General features: G+C 34.6%; 19 protein-coding genes and 1 pseudogene. 18 read left to right on the top strand and 2 right to left on the bottom strand.

Features of this window, described 5'->3' with window-relative positions:
• Positions 1-72 precede the first annotated feature (72 nt).
• The 12 genes from I6L50_RS11655 (at position 73) to aceA (ending at position 12,444) form a co-directional block, all read left to right on the top strand.
• Positions 73-921, top strand: coding sequence for a CPBP family intramembrane glutamic endopeptidase (locus tag I6L50_RS11655; RefSeq protein WP_219301595.1), 849 nt, complete (start codon positions 73-75; stop codon positions 919-921).
• A 1-nt stretch (position 922) separates the two neighbouring features.
• Positions 923-1,279: a hypothetical protein gene (locus tag I6L50_RS11660; protein ID WP_219301597.1), complete on the top strand. Its 357-nt coding sequence runs from the start codon at positions 923-925 to the stop codon at positions 1,277-1,279.
• A gap of 31 nt (positions 1,280-1,310) precedes the next feature.
• Complete coding sequence (locus I6L50_RS11665) at positions 1,311-1,610, top strand: hypothetical protein (protein ID WP_219301599.1); 300 nt, start codon at positions 1,311-1,313, stop codon at positions 1,608-1,610.
• A gap of 232 nt (positions 1,611-1,842) precedes the next feature.
• Entirely contained in the window at positions 1,843-3,117 is a 1,275-nt protein-coding gene (locus tag I6L50_RS11670) for a M48 family metallopeptidase (protein WP_113937638.1), read from the top strand.
• A 138-nt stretch (positions 3,118-3,255) separates the two neighbouring features.
• Positions 3,256-4,983, top strand: a complete 1,728-nt coding sequence (locus I6L50_RS11675; protein WP_219301601.1) for a methyl-accepting chemotaxis protein — start codon at positions 3,256-3,258, stop codon at positions 4,981-4,983.
• 219 nt (positions 4,984-5,202) lie between these two features.
• Positions 5,203-6,111: a DMT family transporter gene (locus I6L50_RS11680; RefSeq protein WP_219301603.1), complete on the top strand. Its 909-nt coding sequence runs from the start codon at positions 5,203-5,205 to the stop codon at positions 6,109-6,111.
• 77 nt (positions 6,112-6,188) lie between these two features.
• On the top strand, positions 6,189-6,866 hold the full coding sequence (locus I6L50_RS11685; protein WP_219301605.1) for an S-layer homology domain-containing protein: 678 nt from the start codon (positions 6,189-6,191) through the stop codon (positions 6,864-6,866).
• Positions 6,867-6,951: 85 nt separating this feature from the next.
• Entirely contained in the window at positions 6,952-7,164 is a 213-nt protein-coding gene (locus tag I6L50_RS35845) for an S-layer homology domain-containing protein (RefSeq protein ID WP_219301607.1), read from the top strand.
• A gap of 521 nt (positions 7,165-7,685) precedes the next feature.
• Complete coding sequence (locus tag I6L50_RS11695) at positions 7,686-8,336, top strand: S-layer homology domain-containing protein (protein WP_219301609.1); 651 nt, start codon at positions 7,686-7,688, stop codon at positions 8,334-8,336.
• Positions 8,337-8,698: 362 nt separating this feature from the next.
• Positions 8,699-9,364 (top strand): S-layer homology domain-containing protein, encoded by a 666-nt coding sequence (locus tag I6L50_RS11700; RefSeq protein ID WP_000727132.1) that lies wholly within the window; start codon positions 8,699-8,701, stop codon positions 9,362-9,364.
• A gap of 187 nt (positions 9,365-9,551) precedes the next feature.
• On the top strand, positions 9,552-11,141 hold the full coding sequence (aceB, locus tag I6L50_RS11705; protein WP_219301611.1) for a malate synthase A: 1,590 nt from the start codon (positions 9,552-9,554) through the stop codon (positions 11,139-11,141).
• Between the two features lie 25 nt (positions 11,142-11,166).
• On the top strand, positions 11,167-12,444 hold the full coding sequence (gene aceA, locus I6L50_RS11710) for an isocitrate lyase (RefSeq protein WP_219301613.1): 1,278 nt from the start codon (positions 11,167-11,169) through the stop codon (positions 12,442-12,444).
• Positions 12,445-12,579: 135 nt separating this feature from the next.
• Here aceA and I6L50_RS11715 read toward each other — a convergent pair whose 3' ends face one another.
• Positions 12,580-13,074, bottom strand: coding sequence for a DUF6584 family protein (locus tag I6L50_RS11715; RefSeq protein ID WP_113937645.1), 495 nt, complete (start codon positions 13,072-13,074; stop codon positions 12,580-12,582).
• Positions 13,075-13,353: 279 nt separating this feature from the next.
• Between I6L50_RS11715 and cspA the strand changes: the two genes are divergently transcribed.
• Both cspA and I6L50_RS34825 read left to right on the top strand, forming a co-directional pair.
• A complete protein-coding gene (cspA, locus tag I6L50_RS11720; RefSeq protein ID WP_002011282.1) occupies positions 13,354-13,557 on the top strand; it encodes an RNA chaperone/antiterminator CspA in 204 nt (67 codons plus the stop codon).
• A 26-nt stretch (positions 13,558-13,583) separates the two neighbouring features.
• Positions 13,584-13,829, top strand: a complete 246-nt coding sequence (locus I6L50_RS34825) for a hypothetical protein (RefSeq protein ID WP_100248520.1) — start codon at positions 13,584-13,586, stop codon at positions 13,827-13,829.
• A 56-nt stretch (positions 13,830-13,885) separates the two neighbouring features.
• On the opposite strand, the gene I6L50_RS11725 is transcribed toward I6L50_RS34825, so the two are convergent.
• The gene (locus tag I6L50_RS11725; RefSeq protein ID WP_219301615.1) at positions 13,886-14,071 is read right to left on the bottom strand and encodes a hypothetical protein; all 186 of its coding nucleotides are present in this window, start codon (positions 14,069-14,071) and stop codon (positions 13,886-13,888) included.
• A gap of 302 nt (positions 14,072-14,373) precedes the next feature.
• On the opposite strand from I6L50_RS11725, the pseudogene I6L50_RS11730 reads away from it, so the two are divergent.
• The 4 genes and pseudogenes from I6L50_RS11730 to lepB form a co-directional block, all read left to right on the top strand.
• Positions 14,374-14,451 (top strand): annotated as a pseudogene (locus tag I6L50_RS11730) (RNA-guided endonuclease TnpB family protein); the annotation flags it as partial.
• A gap of 49 nt (positions 14,452-14,500) precedes the next feature.
• The gene (locus tag I6L50_RS11735) at positions 14,501-15,082 is read left to right on the top strand and encodes a competence protein ComK (protein WP_002011279.1); all 582 of its coding nucleotides are present in this window, start codon (positions 14,501-14,503) and stop codon (positions 15,080-15,082) included.
• A gap of 316 nt (positions 15,083-15,398) precedes the next feature.
• Entirely contained in the window at positions 15,399-15,992 is a 594-nt protein-coding gene (locus tag I6L50_RS11740; protein ID WP_002030302.1) for a TVP38/TMEM64 family protein, read from the top strand.
• 210 nt (positions 15,993-16,202) lie between these two features.
• The gene (gene lepB / locus I6L50_RS11745; protein ID WP_113937649.1) at positions 16,203-16,766 is read left to right on the top strand and encodes a signal peptidase I; all 564 of its coding nucleotides are present in this window, start codon (positions 16,203-16,205) and stop codon (positions 16,764-16,766) included.
• The last annotated feature ends 1 nt before the right edge of the window (position 16,767 follow it).

Genomic DNA, 16,767 nt, shown 5'->3' on the forward strand with positions numbered 1-16,767 from the left:
TTTTAAGGTTTTCTTTCACAAAAAATTAAGATTCAAATGATATGATAAAAGTAACATGGGGAGGAGATGAATGTGAATCCGTTTCAAACGATGCGAGCTAGATATTTTTTAATTGTATTTGCACTATTAATTTTAATAGCACGAAGCAGTAATGAATTGCTAGAAAGTACATTTCATATACAAAATTCATCTTTTATAAATATGCTTATATTTTATATCCTTCCAATAATATGGATTTTTTACGGATATAGAAAGCATCGTGTTTCATTTTCATTATTTATTAATAGAAACGAAACATTTAACCTAGTGCAAGTTTTGTACATCGCGATTATGCTTTGTATGTTTAGTTACGGCTATCTTATTTTATATATGTACAGCTTTGCATGGATTACACCAGATTTTATTATGAATGCCTTGCATGAACCGATTATAGATAGTACCGGGGGATATGTATTTCAATTTATTAGGGTTGTATTTATCGCGCCTATTGTCGGAGAATTTGTTTTTCGAGGATTTTTACTACAGCGTTTTGCAGCGAAATGGGGTACTAGTATAGCAATGGTCGTTGTAGCACTTTTATTTGCTTGCTTACATGTTGATTTCCTTGGTGCAGTTGTGTTTAGCATCGTACTATCAATCGTATATATTCGTACGAAAAGCTTACTCATGCCAATTGCTATTCATATGTTAAACAATGCGCTTGTAATCGGCGTTTCTTTTCTAATAAATAAAGAAGAGATAATGAGTTTTGCAGATTTCTCAAATTATACGACGTTCTTTCCAGGACTTATTATTTTTATAACGGGATTAAACTTAGTACTCATCTTTTTATTTGTTAACCGCAAATATTGGAATAAAGAAATGCCGGCTATATATGTAGAGCAGGAAAAGCGTTTTTCAGACGTAGTGGGGGATAAATGAGATGAAGAAGACGATTGAAAAAATATTGAAAGACATTATAGAGTCTACGTCTCTTACAGATATGTGTGATAAAAGCGTTTGTCATTGGGTGCAACCTGTAGTAGATACAATTGTGTTTCCAGAGTATTACTTATTTTCTAGTACTCATGTAAAAGAAAATATTATTTCTCTTCTTATTGTGTTAGGGGTTTTACTAATATTTGGTCTAATTGTAGAAGAAATGATGAAGCGCATCTTCAAAAAAAATGAAGAGAAGTATATGTGGGTTCATAAAGTATTCGAGAAAGTAATGGTGGCTTTCCTTTTGTTTTATGGCATGAAAGCAATCATTTACTTTATAGCCTTGAAACATCATTAATTCGAAATTTGAAAGGGATGTATAAAATTATATGAATGAAACAATATCATCAAATAAGTTTTTTTATTTGATTGTGCTTAGTATAGTGCTGATAACGACAGTCAATGTTATTTTTCGCTGGGAGGAAGCGTATTTCTTTATGTATTTAGCTCTCCATTTATTAGGGGTTCTATGCATAACGGGCGGAGTAGTTGCTGAGAAAAAGCATGAAGAAAGTATTAATTATATGTGTGTGATGGGTCTTATTTTACTTTTAACTGTACAAGGTATTATGAAATATAGTTCATTTTCTTTGCAAGATTTTAGTTTGTTAATAGATGTACTTCCTTAAGAAGGATTTTAAGGACTATGAATATATACGATATGTAAAAGGCACTGGTTTGTAAGTACATTTCTTATACTAGATTATGAGCCGAAGGAAATAGGTGAAACTCTTCTTGTAATAGAAGAGTTTTTTTTTGTAAATTGAACGAGCTAGAACAATTATCACGATTAGCTTGTTCTAATTTTGAAAGTACGAACTTACAATAATAATAGACAGGCAGCATAGAGGAGGGAATAGCGTGAGGAAAGTTATTGGGTGGTCGCTTTTTTTGTACGTTGGGTTTGCATTACTTATATATTGGTATTTATTTGGATGGAATCATGAACTCATTCCGGACATGTATAAAGGAACGAGTGCAGATCCAGAAACTTTTATGAATGCGAGGGAGCTTACGCTAAGTCAAGATTATTCGCGTGTGAAAAATTTACTGTTCTTTTTAGCGACGCCTCTTGAATGGATTATTTTATTATTTGTACTCGTGCTCGGTATTTCAAAAAAGTTTGAGAAATGGTCGAAGGAAACGACCAAAATAAATGTCTTACAAGTTGCGATTTATTTCTTTTATTTATCACTACTAACAACAGTTCTTGCATTACCGATGCAGTGGATCGGGCGTAAAGTGTCCGTTGATTACGGCATTTCCACGCAAAGTACACAAAGCTGGATAAAAGATCATGTTATCGATTTTTGGGTGAATTATGCGACTATGTTACTCATTGTTACAGTTCTTTTATGGCTTATCCGTAAATTCCCGAAGAGATGGTGGTTAGCAGGATGGGCGCTCTCTGTACCATTTACAATCTTTTTAACGTTCGTGCAACCTGTTATTATTGATCCACTTTACAATGATTTCTCGACGCTAAAAAATAAAGAATTAGAAACGAAAATTTTGACAATGGCAGATAAAGCTGATATTCCAGCTAAGCACGTATATGAAGTAAATATGTCGGAAAAAACGAATTCGTTAAATGCGTACGTAACGGGAATTGGCCTTAACTCTCGCATTGTAATGTGGGATACGACGCTTAAGCAATTAAAAGATAAAGAGATTTTATTTATAATGGCTCATGAAATGGGACATTACGTAATGAAACATATATATTGGGGCGTTGCGAGCTATGTGTTGCTATCGTTTATAGGTATGTATTTAATTAGTCGTATTATAAATATGTGTATTCGAAAATGGGGAGATACACTGCAAATTCCAAAATTAGCATGTTTCTCAATTTTACCTTTATTTTTCTTAATTTCCTCTTTATTATCTTTTGCAGCACAACCAGCAACAAACTACGTTTCTCGTATAGAGGAACGGGCGGCAGATCAATACGCTCTAGACATGACGAAAGATGGAAAATCAGGTGTGAAAACTTTTCAATATTTATCAAAAACAAGTTTAAGCCAAGTGAATCCGCCTGCGTTAGTGAAGTTTTTCTTATATACACATCCACCAATTTTCGAAAGAATTCATACGTTTGAACAATATGAAAAACAGAAAAAAGAAAGAAAGAAGTAGCGATTATGCTACTTCTTTCTTTCTATAAAAATATAAGTTTGAGAATGGGAATATTTATCATTGCTTTTTATTGTGATTTTGTAAATAATAAGCTATAAAATTCTAAAAATCTATATATAAAGGAATAAAGGTGGAAATATGTATTTTTTACAAAATTTAAAAGTGAAACATAAATTACTCTCGCTTATCTCATTAGCAGTTTTGGGCATGGTAATTATGAGTTGTGTAGCAGTTAATTCAATTAATCAGATTAAGTATGATACGGAAATTGTCGTAGATGATTATCAAAATTCAGCAATTTTATTAGAAGGGATGCTTCGTACACAAAATTCACTAGAATATAACTTACTAGAATTAATTACAGTGTCACAAAATGAGGGGACAAATAAAGAGGGGATTATTGGTAATGTTGAAAAGGATCTAAAGAAATATGATTCTTTATTAAAAGAATATGATGATGGCGTTAATTTAAGTAAGCAAGAGGATGAACTGTTTCAGAAGATGAAGAAATCTTTGCCAAGTTATATGGATACATATAAAAAGTTGTTTGAAAAAGCGAAGGTGACAAACGAACCCCAGCTGGTAAACGAATTTCATAAGGAATTAAAACCAAAGGGAGTAGAGTTAGCTAGTTATGCGGTAGATCTAGAAGCATATGTTTCAAACTTAGCTGATCAAGTATTTAAAGATTCTCAAAAAATGATAGATCAGTCCGTTATTACTTTTATCATTCTTGCAGTAGTTACTACAATCGTTATATGTATAGTAAGTTATATTATTAGCAAGCTTATAGTTGCTCCTTTACAAACGGTTAGTCGTATGATGGAAAGAGCAAAAGAAGGGGATCTAACTGTATATGGTGATTATAATGCTAAAGATGAATTGGGCTTATTAGTAAGTGATTTTAACGAGATGATTGCAGGGCTAAGAGCAAATATGCAAGAAGTAGATAATAATATTCAGCTTTTATTCCAACATGCAGACGGAGTAGTATCTGCATCGGAAGTATCTAGTGGTGCAGCGAAGAAAATCACTATAGATATTGAAGAAGTTGCAAATGGTGCAGAGAGTCAAATGCAAGCAATGGAGCAAACTGCGGGTGCGATGGAAGAGTTGACACAAGGAATGCAGAGTATAGTGAATACATCATCCTCTGTGAATGAATTGTCTGCTCAATCAGCATTAGATGCAGAGAGTGGTAACAAATTAATGAAACAAATGATTCAACAGATGGATACAATCCAAAATTCAGTACATAGCGGTGTCAAACAAGTTGAGACTATGAAGGAACAATCAGAAGAGATTGTTAAAATCATTGATGTTATGCAAGGTATTACCTCTCAGATTAACTTATTAGCATTAAATGCCGCAATTGAGGCTGCACGTGCTGGAGAAAGTGGTAGAGGATTTGCAATTGTGGCAGATGAAGTAAGAAAATTAGCAGAACAATCTAGTGATTCTGCAAAACAAATTGAGAAACTTATTATTCAAGTTATGGGAACAACGAACCATACGGTAGACATGATGGGGAAAGTAGATAATGAGGTACAGGCAGGTACACAAGTAGTGATGAATACAGAAAAAGTATTTGGAAAAATCACTGAAAAAGTGCAGCAAGTATCTAATCAAATTCAAACTGTATCTATGTCTACAGATGAAATTGCAGCGAGTAGTGAGGAGATTTCTGCTTCTGCAGAAGACATGGCTCAAATTTCCCAAAGATCATCTGATCGAACTGATAGGGTAAAAGAGTCTATTCATCAGCAAGAAAAATCAGTTCAAGAAATCTCAGTTTCAATTGAGCATCTGCATAGCGTAGCAGGAGGATTAAAGCAGATTGTTTCACAATTTACTCTTCAAAAATAGTATATTTAAGTTTGTATATAGTGAAATTCCTCTGAATAAATAGCAAAGAAATCATCCTTTATAAGAAATAAAGGATGATTTTTTTATTATGAAAATTTGGTGTGAATTCTACTCTTTACATTCTATTTTTTTACAGTTTTTCAATTGTGATATATAATGATATGTAATGTTTTTAGAATTTTTAGTTTATAAAGAGATGATTGTAGGGGGAGGAGAAAATTGTTTCATTCAAAATCAATGCCGGCTATAAAAATGATCCTTTCGATGTCTATTTTCGGATCGATTGGATTTTTTTCTGTCCAAACGGGTTTACCATCTTTTGAATTAGTATTTATTCGTTGTATTTGTGCGACTTTATTTTTAACGCTATGTTGGTTTGCGACAGGACAATATAAAAATGAGAAATGGAATAAAAAAGAAATTGTGCAAATATTAGCATGTGGCGTATTTCTCGTTTTTAACTGGGTGTTTTTATTTAAAGCGTTTGAACTCATGTCGATTACAATTGCGATTTCAGTGTATCATCTCGCTCCAATTATCGTATTAATGATCGGTAGTATCGTATTTAAAGAGAGACTTACAGTATTTGCTGTTATGTCCATTGTTATTTGTTTTATCGGCACAGTGCTAGTAGCTGGAGTGGACGGTAGTATGTCGCTTGAGAAATTAATGTCATCTGGAATGGTATGGGCACTTCTTGCGGCTTTATTTTATGCTTTTACCACGTTACTAGGAAAGGGGATTCAGCATACGAGCGCATATGCGATGACCTTTTTACAAACGTTTTTAGGCATATTTTTATTGCTACCATTCGTAGATTTCGGGAAATTTCAAGGATTAACAGAGATGAACTGGATGATGATCACAGCGACAGGCCTTATACATACTGGGTTTGTATATTACTTGTTTTTTGACAGTTTAAGAGATTTACCGACGAGACTTATTTCTGTATTAGTGTTTTTAGATCCTGCTGTTGCAATTTTGTTAGATACGATCTTTACCGGTTTTAGACCGACTAGTATGCAAATTGTAGGGATTATTCTTATATTTGTAGGAATGGCATTTACTTTTCGAAAAACGAAGGATGAAAAAGTGGTGGTAAAAGAAAATACGTATTATGAAGTGTGAAAAATTACCTCCTATCGTATTGAGAATTTTCTTATTTTTTGTGCAATATAAAAGTGGGAAAATAAAGGAAGAGGCGGATGAGAGAGATGAAAAAGTTATTAAAGATAGCGACATCATTAACTTTAATAGGGGGGATATTTGTTAGCTGTAATATTGTTTCAGCAAATACAGATGGAATTCAACAATCTCCACCTCCACCTGATATTATGCTAGAATTTGATGATTTAGCAAATGATCATTGGGCTTATAATGAAATTATGAATTTAGTATATCACCGTATTATGTATGGATATGGAAACGGTAAGTTTGGGGTAGAAGATAATATAACACGTGAACAAGCAGCAGCAGTACTACATCGCGCACTCAATTTAAAAAGAAGTCCATTTGAAGAGAATCCATATGGAGATATTAGTGGGAAATCAACAATGTTCCCTTACGAAATTTTACATTTAACAAGCCTTGGTATTTTTAAAGGAGACGAAAATGGGAATTTCCGTCCGAAAGCAACATTGACTCGTGCAGAATTAGCACAAATTCTAACGAAAGCATATACGTTAAAAGCAAAGCATCCGCATACATTTACAGATATACTAGAAAACTATTGGGCAAGAGATGCAATTAGTGCATTGCAGTCTAATAAAGTCGTGGTAGGAACCGGAGATGGTAAGTTCGAGCCTGAAATGCTCGTTACACGTGGGCAATTCGCTAAGTTTTTACAACAAGCAATTTATAATTCACCAGGGAAATGGGAATAAATAAGAGTATAAAAAAAGTACAAGTAGATTATACTTGTACTTTTTTGTCTGAAAGGTGAAGTTTTTAGAAATAAAGGTTTTCTAAGTGAAAGAAAAACATACATTTACTGACATACCAGAAAACGATAGGGCTAAAGATACGATAAGCACTTTACAATCTAATAAAGCTATAGTTGGAACTGGTAATGGTTTATCCCGCTATTTGTGGGCAGTAAAACTCCCACCTCAAAATTTAGATGGAGCAAAGAAGTTAGGTGGAAGCCCTGCTGCCCGTAAACGCCCGATTGGTGAGAGCTAATAATCAATGGGGGATGAACAAAACCCCCACTGATTAAAGTTTCACTTTATTTGAACCAGAAAAACTTGTAACCCGTGAACAGTATGCGAAGTTCTTAAATAATGCAATTCATAGATTCTACGCAAACGATTAATCTATGAAGATTGAAAAAAGCGCAAATATGATATTTGCGCTTTTTTTGTCTATAAAGTGAAATTTTTATAAGTGAAGGACTTGATTAGTAGATAGTAGAATATTGTATATATAACATCTTTGCAAAAGCTTTTGTTTATCCTTTTTGAAAATCAAACAGAGAAACTAGAGCGCAAAGATAAGAATATTTCTTCAAATGATTTGCATGCAATTCAGAATACCAATTGGAATTGAGAGCGAATTGGCTCTCCTAGTAATCTTCAAAATAATAGATGTTAAAAATGCAATATATTACATAGGGCTTGCAAATACAGCATATGTAATATGGGGAAAGAATTTAGTCTATTATGTTCCACTTTTAATAAAGTGGAAATGAAGGAGCGAGGACTATGAAGAAAAAAATGTTCCGTATAATGGCGGCAGCGACTATTATGGGTGGATTATTGGTAAGTGCAAATGTTCCTAACATAAAAGCAGAAGAATATCCTGAAATGATTGTATTTGACGATGTCCCAGTAAACCATTGGGCATATGATTATATTCTAGATGCGGCATATAATAAAATTATGCTAGGTTATGGAAATGGAAAGTTTGGTGTAGGTGATAACGTAACACGTGAACAAGTGGCGGCAGTACTGTATCGCGCACTTAATATAAAACATGAAGGCCCATTAAAAAATCCTTATAAGGATATTTCTGAAAGATCAACAATGTTTCCAGATGAAATTTTAGCATTAACAGAGCGCGGTATTTTTAAAGGTGATGAGAAGGGGAACTTTAGACCTAGGGAAACAATTACACGTGCAGAAGTAGCGCAAGTTCTTACACAGGCATTTTCATTTGAAGTGAAGCAACAGCATACATTTAAAGATGTACCAAATAATTACTGGGCGAAAAATGCAATTAGTGCCTTGCAATCTAATAATGTCATAGTAGGAACAGGAAATGGAAAGTTTGAACCGCATAAAATTGTAACACGTGAGCAATATGCAACATTTTTATATAAAGCTATTATTAATTTTAATTTGAAAGATGAATAACATGAAACGGAAGTTTTTAAAAATATAGTACAAGAAAAATAAAATTATATTAATATATCATATTTCTTTAAAAAAAGCGCGGAAATTACGCGCTTTTTTCTTATTTTAAATTGTTTATCTGTATATTTATTCTGCTGTTCATAGTTCCATGGTTAGTATTTATGGAAAAAATAGGTTAATTATAGTTACTTTTTATTGAAAAAAAGTACGATTTAGTAACTTTATTGTTAATTAAGTATAAAGATAAGTATATGAAATACAGTTCACAAATTAGACAAACATTATATGGATAAGTGTATTGTTACTTTTCCATAAATTCTTTATATTAGAAAAAAATATGTTTTTTTTAGGGAGAGAATACAGTGAAGAAAAAGATATTAAAAGTAGCAACAGCTTTAACAATTATGGGTGGAGTTGCATTTAGTGCTGAAGGCGCTACAGCGAATGCTGAAGTAGCTGCTAAGCCTAAGCCACAACAAGCAAGTCAGGCTATCTTTAAAGATGTACCAGCAGGACATTGGTCTTACGAAGCAATTCAAACTTTAGCACAAGAAGAAATTATGCTTGGTTATGGAAATGGCGTGTTCGGTTTTGGACATAACATAACTCGTGAACAAGTAGCTGCTTTAATTTATCGTACTATCGATTTCAGTGAAGTATTCGAGGAAGGCGATATCCTTGAGAATCCATACAAAGATATTAATGAAAAATCAACAATGTTCTTAGAAGAAATTTTAGTATTAACAGAGGTAGGTATCTTTAACGGTGATGGAACTGGAAACTTTAGACCGAAAGATACACTAACACGTGCAGAAATGGCTCAAGTGCTTACAGTAGCATATGAATTAGAAGTAAAAGGAACACAAGGATTTAAAGATGTACCGAAAGGACATTGGGCATACAATGCGATTAATGCAGTAGGTTCAAATGGTATTTCTGTAGGAGATGGAACTGGAAACTTTGCTCCAAACATGAAAGTAACACGTGAACAATATGCGCAGTTCTTATTTAAAACAATTTTTGAATAAATAATAAAAAAGAGTCAGTGTTATATAACACTGACTCTTTTTTTGCTTGAAATCATAATGGATAAACACAGTTTTGTAAAAAAACCATTAAATTTTCAAAAAAAACTTCCTTTTCTGAAGATTTGTTATATAATATAAAACATAAAATCAAATCTGTTATAAGACAGTTTAAAAAGGGGATGCTAATATGTCGACGCAAACTTCACGGGTTACACTGGCCGGAGAAATGTTACCAGCGTACAACGAAATATTGACACCTGAGGCGCTTAGTTTTTTAAAGGAACTGCATGAAAATTTTAATGAACGCCGCACGGAACTTTTACAAAAGCGTGTGGAGAAACAAAAAAGAATTGATGCGGGGGAGTTTCCTACGTTTTTAGAAGAGACAAAGCATATACGTGAAGGGGATTGGACAATCGTCCAGCTTCCGAAAGATTTAGAGGATCGCCGCGTGGAGATTACTGGTCCGGTGGATAGAAAGATGGTCATTAACGCTTTAAATTCAGGAGCACATCTTTTTATGGCAGACTTTGAAGATTCGAATGCACCAACTTGGAGAAATGCTGTCGAAGGTCAGATTAACTTACGAGATGCTGCTGTGAGAACGATCTCACATAAAAATGAAAACGGAAAAGAATATCGTTTAAATAATAAAACAGCTGTATTAATTGTGCGTCCGAGAGGGTGGCATTTAGAAGAAAAGCATATGCAAGTTGACGGCAAGAACATGTCTGGCAGTTTGGTGGATTTTGGATTGTACTTTTTCCATAATGCGAAGACGCTTTTAGCAAAAGGAAGTGGCCCGTACTTTTACTTACCGAAAATGGAAAGTTACTTAGAGGCAAGATTATGGAATGACGTTTTCATATTCGCTCAAAAGTATATCGGTATTCCGAATGGAACGATTAAAGCGACTGTGTTAATAGAAACGATTCACGCTTCATTTGAAATGGATGAAATTTTGTATGAACTAAGAGATCATTCTGCTGGTTTAAACTGCGGACGATGGGATTATATATTTAGTTTCTTAAAGAGCTTCCGTAATCATAATGAATTTTTACTTCCGGATAGAGCGCAAGTCACGATGACAGCGCCGTTTATGCGCGCGTATTCTTTGAAAGTTATTCAAACGTGTCATCGTCGTAACGCGCCAGCAATCGGAGGGATGGCGGCGCAAATCCCAATTAAAAATGATCCAGAAGCAAATGAGGCAGCTTTCGAGAAAGTGCGTGCTGATAAGGAGCGCGAAGCTTTAGACGGTCATGATGGGACTTGGGTTGCCCACCCGGGACTTGTACCGGTTGCAATGGAAGTATTTAATCACATAATGAAAACGCCAAATCAAATTTTTAGAAAGCGTGAAGAAATACGTGTAACAGAAAAGGATTTATTAGAAGTACCGATGGGAACGATTACAGAAGGTGGTCTTCGCACGAATATTAACGTCGGTATTCAATATATTGCATCTTGGTTAAGCGGGAGAGGAGCAGCTCCAATTTATAACTTAATGGAAGATGCGGCAACAGCGGAAATATCAAGAGCACAAGTATGGCAGTGGATTCGTCATGAGGGTGGAAAGCTCAGTGATGGCCGTAATATCACTTTTAAATTGATGGAAGAATTGAAAGAAGAAGAACTAGCAAAAATAGAAAGAGAGATTGGTAAGGAAGCATTTAATAAGGGGAGATTTGAAGAGGCTACAAAACTGTTTACAAACCTTGTTCGTAATAACGAGTTCATGCCGTTTTTAACATTACCGGGTTATGAAATTTTATAAGAAACAAGAAAAGGGGATGGAACATATGAAAAACGAAAGAATTGATAAATTGCAGGAAAGCTGGGAACTAGATACGCGCTGGAAAGGGATAACACGTCCATATACAGCTGAAGATGTAATTCGTCTGCGCGGATCGATTGATATTGAATATACGTTAGCGCGCTGCGGTGCAGAGAAGCTTTGGAAATCACTTCATACAGAAGATTATATTAATGCACTTGGGGCATTAACAGGAAACCAAGCGATGCAACAAGTGAAGGCTGGATTAAAAGCAATTTATTTAAGCGGTTGGCAAGTAGCGGCAGATGCGAACCTTTCTGGACATATGTATCCTGACCAAAGCTTATACCCGGCGAACAGTGTGCCAGCTGTTGTAAAACGAATTAACCAAACACTTCAACGTGCTGATCAAATTCAGCATATGGAAGGTAGCGGTGATACAGATTATTTCGTCCCAATTGTGGCGGATGCTGAAGCTGGGTTTGGTGGACAGTTAAACGTATTTGAATTAATGAAAGGGATGATTGAAGCGGGTGCATCTGGCGTGCACTTTGAAGACCAATTATCTTCAGAGAAAAAATGCGGGCATTTAGGCGGAAAAGTATTATTACCGACGCAAACAGCGGTGCGTAATTTAATTTCGGCACGTCTTGCTGCGGATGTAATGGGTGTACCAACAATTATCGTTGCAAGAACAGATGCAGATGCGGCAGATTTAATTACGAGCGATATCGATCCAGTTGATCAAGAGTTTATTACAGGTGAAAGAACGCCAGAAGGGTTTTATCATACGAAAGCAGGTCTTGATCAAGCAATTGCACGTGGTTTAGCGTATGCGCCGTATGCAGATCTGGTTTGGTGTGAAACGTCGGAGCCAAATTTAGAAGATGCAAAACGCTTTGCGGACGCAATTCATAAGAAATATCCAGGGAAGCTACTTGCTTACAACTGTTCCCCTTCTTTTAACTGGAAACAAAAATTAGATGAAAAAACGATTGCAAACTTCCAAAAAGAAATTGCATCGTACGGTTATAAATTCCAGTTCGTAACGCTTGCTGGATTCCATTCGTTAAATTACAGCATGTTTGAATTAGCGCGTGGTTATAAAGAGCGCGGCATGGCAGCGTACTCTGAATTACAACAAGCAGAGTTCGCAGCAGAGAAATACGGTTACTCTGCAACGCGCCATCAACGCGAAGTAGGAACAGGATACTTTGATGAAGTAGCACAAGTGATTACAGGCGGTACTTCATCAACGACTGCTCTAAAAGGATCCACAGAAGAAGAACAGTTTACGAAATAAAGGTATAAGTAGGTGCCCCAAAAAAATTTTTGGGGCACTTTTCTTATTTATTATTACGTCGCTGACATTGTTAAACTTTGTCGGAAAGTGGATGTGATTTTATTTGTCGTCGTATTGTGGGACGTTCACTTCTATTTAAAATATCCAATCCAATATAGTGAATATACCAATAATAGCAGTAAAAAGAAGGAATGCGAATAATGATAGACAGCCCCATGTAAATAGTTTGTCTTTCCATGTTTCTTCATAATCATCAATTAGTTTCTCTATCACTTTTTTCTGCAATGGCTGTAAGGGACGTTCGGTGTGTAGTCCTGTAATAATGTTACGATCTCCTTTGAATTTTAAAGCACGTACAATATGATAAGAGTCGTTTCCCATCGATTTTTCAAATTGTAGACATGCTGCGTGCATAACATCTGTTTTCTCTTTTTCAAGATACCAATACCGTCCAGCCATTTCTGGGTATTGTAATGTAAAGTAAATGTCACCGAGTTTTTTCCTAATTTCTAATTCATTCGGATAAGTAGCGATTAATCCGTGTAATCTATCTCTTGCTTTTCCAAGGTTGTTATTTTCAATATCTTTTTCAATTCTCTTTAATGTTTTTTTAGGGATTATTTCTGTCATACACGCCTCCTTATTAGAATAGGTGTGGTTATATTTTATAAAAAATACTAAAATTTAGAAACTTTATTTTTAAAAAGGATTGTACATTCTATTTTAAGTATGCTATGATAATACCAGTTGAATAATTAAATTAAGCAATCCATATATTATCAAGTGCCGAAAACAAACGGGGAAAAGTATGTGAGAACTAGTTTATGTTTCGAATTTGATAATGTGTGGATTCTTTTTTTATACATGAAGACTAAATAATAAAATGTATTTTCTTAGGAGGAAATAATTATGACAGTTACAGGACAAGTAAAATGGTTTAACAACGAAAAAGGCTTCGGTTTCATCGAAGTTCCAGGCGAAAACGATGTATTCGTACATTTCTCTGCAATCGAAACTGATGGTTTCAAATCTTTAGAAGAAGGCCAAAAAGTTAGCTTCGAAATCGAAGATGGCAACCGTGGACCTCAAGCTAAAAACGTAATCAAACTATAATTTTATAGTTTATTATAGAAAAAAGGATGGCTTATGCCATCCTTTTTTTTGTTGTTGAGATATACGATATTTATATTAGTAATAAAGACAGCCTAAAAAGTACGATTGAAGAAATAAAGGCGTACTCGAAAACTTATGAAAATGATAAAGTGACGGTAATTGATCTGAGGAAGTCTCATTCTCGTTATTTAGATCAAGAACCATATATAATCATAGTACAGGTTGAAAGAGATACAGAGAATCTTGGAAGAAAAAATAGTAGGTTTTTTTGAGAATGAAGGAAATGGTAATCAGTATGTAAAAAGGCTTTCCTGTAAAGGAAAGCCTTTTAGTGTTCTTTCACAGCTTTTTTCTTTTCACGTTTCTTGCATTCTGGACATTTAGATTTACGAAAAGGCTTCGCGAAGAACAGTAAAATAAAAAATAAACCGAATATAATACTCGCTGAATTTTTTACGATAACAATGCTACTATTTTTCATTTGAATTGTTGGATGATCTTGATTTTCTTCCATGAGAGACCTCCGTATATTTGATTTATATTTTAATTATAGCAAAATTAATTGCTGTAATTATATGAAAAGGGGAGTGTGTTAAACATATTACAAATGATATAAATTCTTTTTTCGTATATAGAATCCTTTTTTTATACAGATTATTCCTTTGATATTCATATATCATTATTAACAGATTTGTATTATATTTGATTTATTATAAGTATTTGTAAAGAATCGTGGAATGTAAACCATTTCCTTTTCGTAGGTGCTACTATAAAAGGGAAATGAAGAAGGGAAATTAAATAGCAATCGAAAATTAAAAAAAGAGAGGTGAAAAATCTGTTACTAACAAAAGAGCGAGTATAGATAAAAGTATTCTTAGCGTGCAAAAACTACATACTCTAAGGATATACATTTGCCTATATTTGTAGTAGCAGACAGTAGACTATGGAAAGTAAAGTAGAACGTTATGTCGAAAACTATGTTGTAAGCAAAAATACAATGGCCTTACTTCCTGTTGTTCTAGGAGAAAAAAAAGTTGTTACGCGAATTGTTGAAATGGAAGATTCTTTTTTCGTATTTCAAAAGCCTCTTGATATTATAGAGAGAAGTTGCCGGAAGCATGGTTCTAGTTTCTTTGGAAGAAAAGAAGGAACGAAGGAGTTAACTCGTATTACACATAAAGCTCCTATCGCAATTAGCCCGACAGATCAACTTTATTTTTTCCCTACGTATTCTTATTCTCGAAAAGAGTGTGCGTGGTTATCTCATTTTCATATTGAAGATAATAAAGAATTAAAAGATGGAAATCTTATTATTAGATTTATAAATGGTTTCGCTGTGAAACTAGAAATGTCAAAAAGTAGCTTTGAAAATCAGCAAAATCGTACAGCGAAATTACGGACAGAGTATGAAGATCGTAAGAAAAAACAAGGAAATCCTTGCTTTAAAGAGATTGATAAAAATGAAGAATCTAAATTAACACCAGCATATGAGAAAGTGTATTTTGTGAAGGAAGGCGAAGTGTGAGAGGGAAAGGATGGGGAGACTCATCCTTTTTATTTGTCTGTTTTTGTCGGAAAGTCGATAAAAATCAAATTGTAGTCGATGTATTCAGAAGATTACTGAAAAAATTATCAAAAAATATTGTTCCTCAAACAACCAAACGTACAACAAACCTTGTCGAATATTGAAAGATTATCATAGCATAATAATGAAGGAATTCTAGCGAATGATATGGAAACTTTAATAAATACATCTCCATATGTCGTATCTACCATTTCCTCTTTCATTTAAGCGATGATACAGTAGAGGTAGTAATTAGAGTAAAGGGGTAAAGTGTAGAATGGATTTTCAAACAATCAAAGAGTATTTTTCACCAGAAAATATGGATCATATTGTTGAAAGTTATCGTGCGTTCGGACCGCTTCTCGGTATTGGCTTACCGATGATAGAGGCGCTTATTCCGGCATTGCCACTCATTGTGTTTGTGTTGGCGAATGCTGTTGCATTTGGTTTTTGGTTCGGTTTTCTTTATTCATGGATTGGGTCAGTAATTGGTGCAATGCTTGTATTTTTCATTATTCGTAGCTTTGGAAGAAGTCGTTTCTTTTCTTTTGTAAATAAGCATGAGAGAGTGCGAAAAGCGATGGGATGGATTGAAAGAAAAGGGTTCGCGCCAATCTTTGTTATATTTTGTTTTCCGTTCACACCATCTGCGCTTATAAACGTTGTAGCTGGTTTATCTCGCATTAGCGTAAAACAGTTTGGACTAGCATTAGCATTTGGAAAGCTTGTTATGATCTTTATTTTAACGTATATCGGTCATGATTTAGTGTCATTTATTCATAAGCCGGTGAAATCGGTTATTGTGGGCGTTGTTATTTTTATTTTATGGTATGTCGGTAAAAAAATTGAAGTAAAGTTAGAACTACAGTAGGAAAAGTCTTCTTTGTCCCGCTATTTGAGGGCAATAAAACTCCCACCAAAAAATTCGACTGAAGCAAAGAAGTTAGGTGGGAGATCAAACTGCCCGTAAATGCCCGATTGGTGCGGGCTAATAATCGGTGGGGGATGAACAAAACCCCCACCGATTAAGTTTCACTTTATAAATGCAAGCTTCATTATTAAAGGGCGAGGGGAGAAGCGAATGAAGAAAACTTTGAAAAAAGAAGGGCTAGAGTGGATAAGAACAATTTTAATTGGTGTACTATTAGCTGTATTTTTTCGAACGTTTTTCTTTTCAACGTACGTTGTAGAGGGGAAGTCAATGATGCCGACATTGCAAGATGGAAATATGCTCGTTGTGAATAAGGTGAGTTATCAAGTAGGGGACTTGAATCGATTTGATGTCGTCGTTTTTCATGCGAATAAAAAAGAGGACTATGTAAAGCGAATTATCGGTTTACCTGGGGATCATATCGAATATAAGCATGATAAATTATATATAAACGGACAATTCGTGGAGGAACCTTATTTAGAGACGTATAAGAAAGAGACGAATGGCCGGCAATTAACAGGTGATTTTAAATTAGAAGAATTAACGAAAGAAAAGTTTGTACCACCCGGTTCTATTTTTGTAGTTGGTGACAACCGCCTTGGTAGTTGGGATAGTAGGCACTTCGGCTTTGTGAAAGCTGATACAGTTGTCGGTAAAGTTGATTTACGATATTGGCCGATTCAAGAGGTGCAAACGAATTTTTCAAAAGGCTGAT

The sequence above is a fragment of the Bacillus sp. FDAARGOS_1420 genome (assembly GCF_019344915.1).
In the GTDB taxonomy this organism is placed as follows: Bacteria; Bacillota; Bacilli; order Bacillales; family Bacillaceae_G; genus Bacillus_A; species Bacillus_A mycoides.

Coding starts and splice junctions, on each gene's coding strand:
- I6L50_RS11660 (WP_219301597.1), top strand. CDS start 923: ATGAAGAAGACGATTGAAAAAATATTGAAAGACATTATAGAGTCTACG.
- aceB (WP_219301611.1), top strand. CDS start 9,552: ATGTCGACGCAAACTTCACGGGTTACACTGGCCGGAGAAATGTTACCA.
- cspA (WP_002011282.1), top strand. CDS start 13,354: ATGACAGTTACAGGACAAGTAAAATGGTTTAACAACGAAAAAGGCTTC.
- I6L50_RS11715 (WP_113937645.1), bottom strand. CDS start 13,074: ATGACAGAAATAATCCCTAAAAAAACATTAAAGAGAATTGAAAAAGAT.
- I6L50_RS11735 (WP_002011279.1), top strand. CDS start 14,501: ATGGAAAGTAAAGTAGAACGTTATGTCGAAAACTATGTTGTAAGCAAA.
- aceA (WP_219301613.1), top strand. CDS start 11,167: ATGAAAAACGAAAGAATTGATAAATTGCAGGAAAGCTGGGAACTAGAT.
- I6L50_RS11695 (WP_219301609.1), top strand. CDS start 7,686: ATGAAGAAAAAAATGTTCCGTATAATGGCGGCAGCGACTATTATGGGT.
- I6L50_RS11685 (WP_219301605.1), top strand. CDS start 6,189: ATGAGAGAGATGAAAAAGTTATTAAAGATAGCGACATCATTAACTTTA.
- lepB (WP_113937649.1), top strand. CDS start 16,203: ATGAAGAAAACTTTGAAAAAAGAAGGGCTAGAGTGGATAAGAACAATT.
- I6L50_RS34825 (WP_100248520.1), top strand. CDS start 13,584: ATGGCTTATGCCATCCTTTTTTTTGTTGTTGAGATATACGATATTTAT.
- I6L50_RS11675 (WP_219301601.1), top strand. CDS start 3,256: ATGTATTTTTTACAAAATTTAAAAGTGAAACATAAATTACTCTCGCTT.
- I6L50_RS11740 (WP_002030302.1), top strand. CDS start 15,399: ATGGATTTTCAAACAATCAAAGAGTATTTTTCACCAGAAAATATGGAT.
- I6L50_RS11665 (WP_219301599.1), top strand. CDS start 1,311: ATGAATGAAACAATATCATCAAATAAGTTTTTTTATTTGATTGTGCTT.
- I6L50_RS11725 (WP_219301615.1), bottom strand. CDS start 14,071: ATGGAAGAAAATCAAGATCATCCAACAATTCAAATGAAAAATAGTAGC.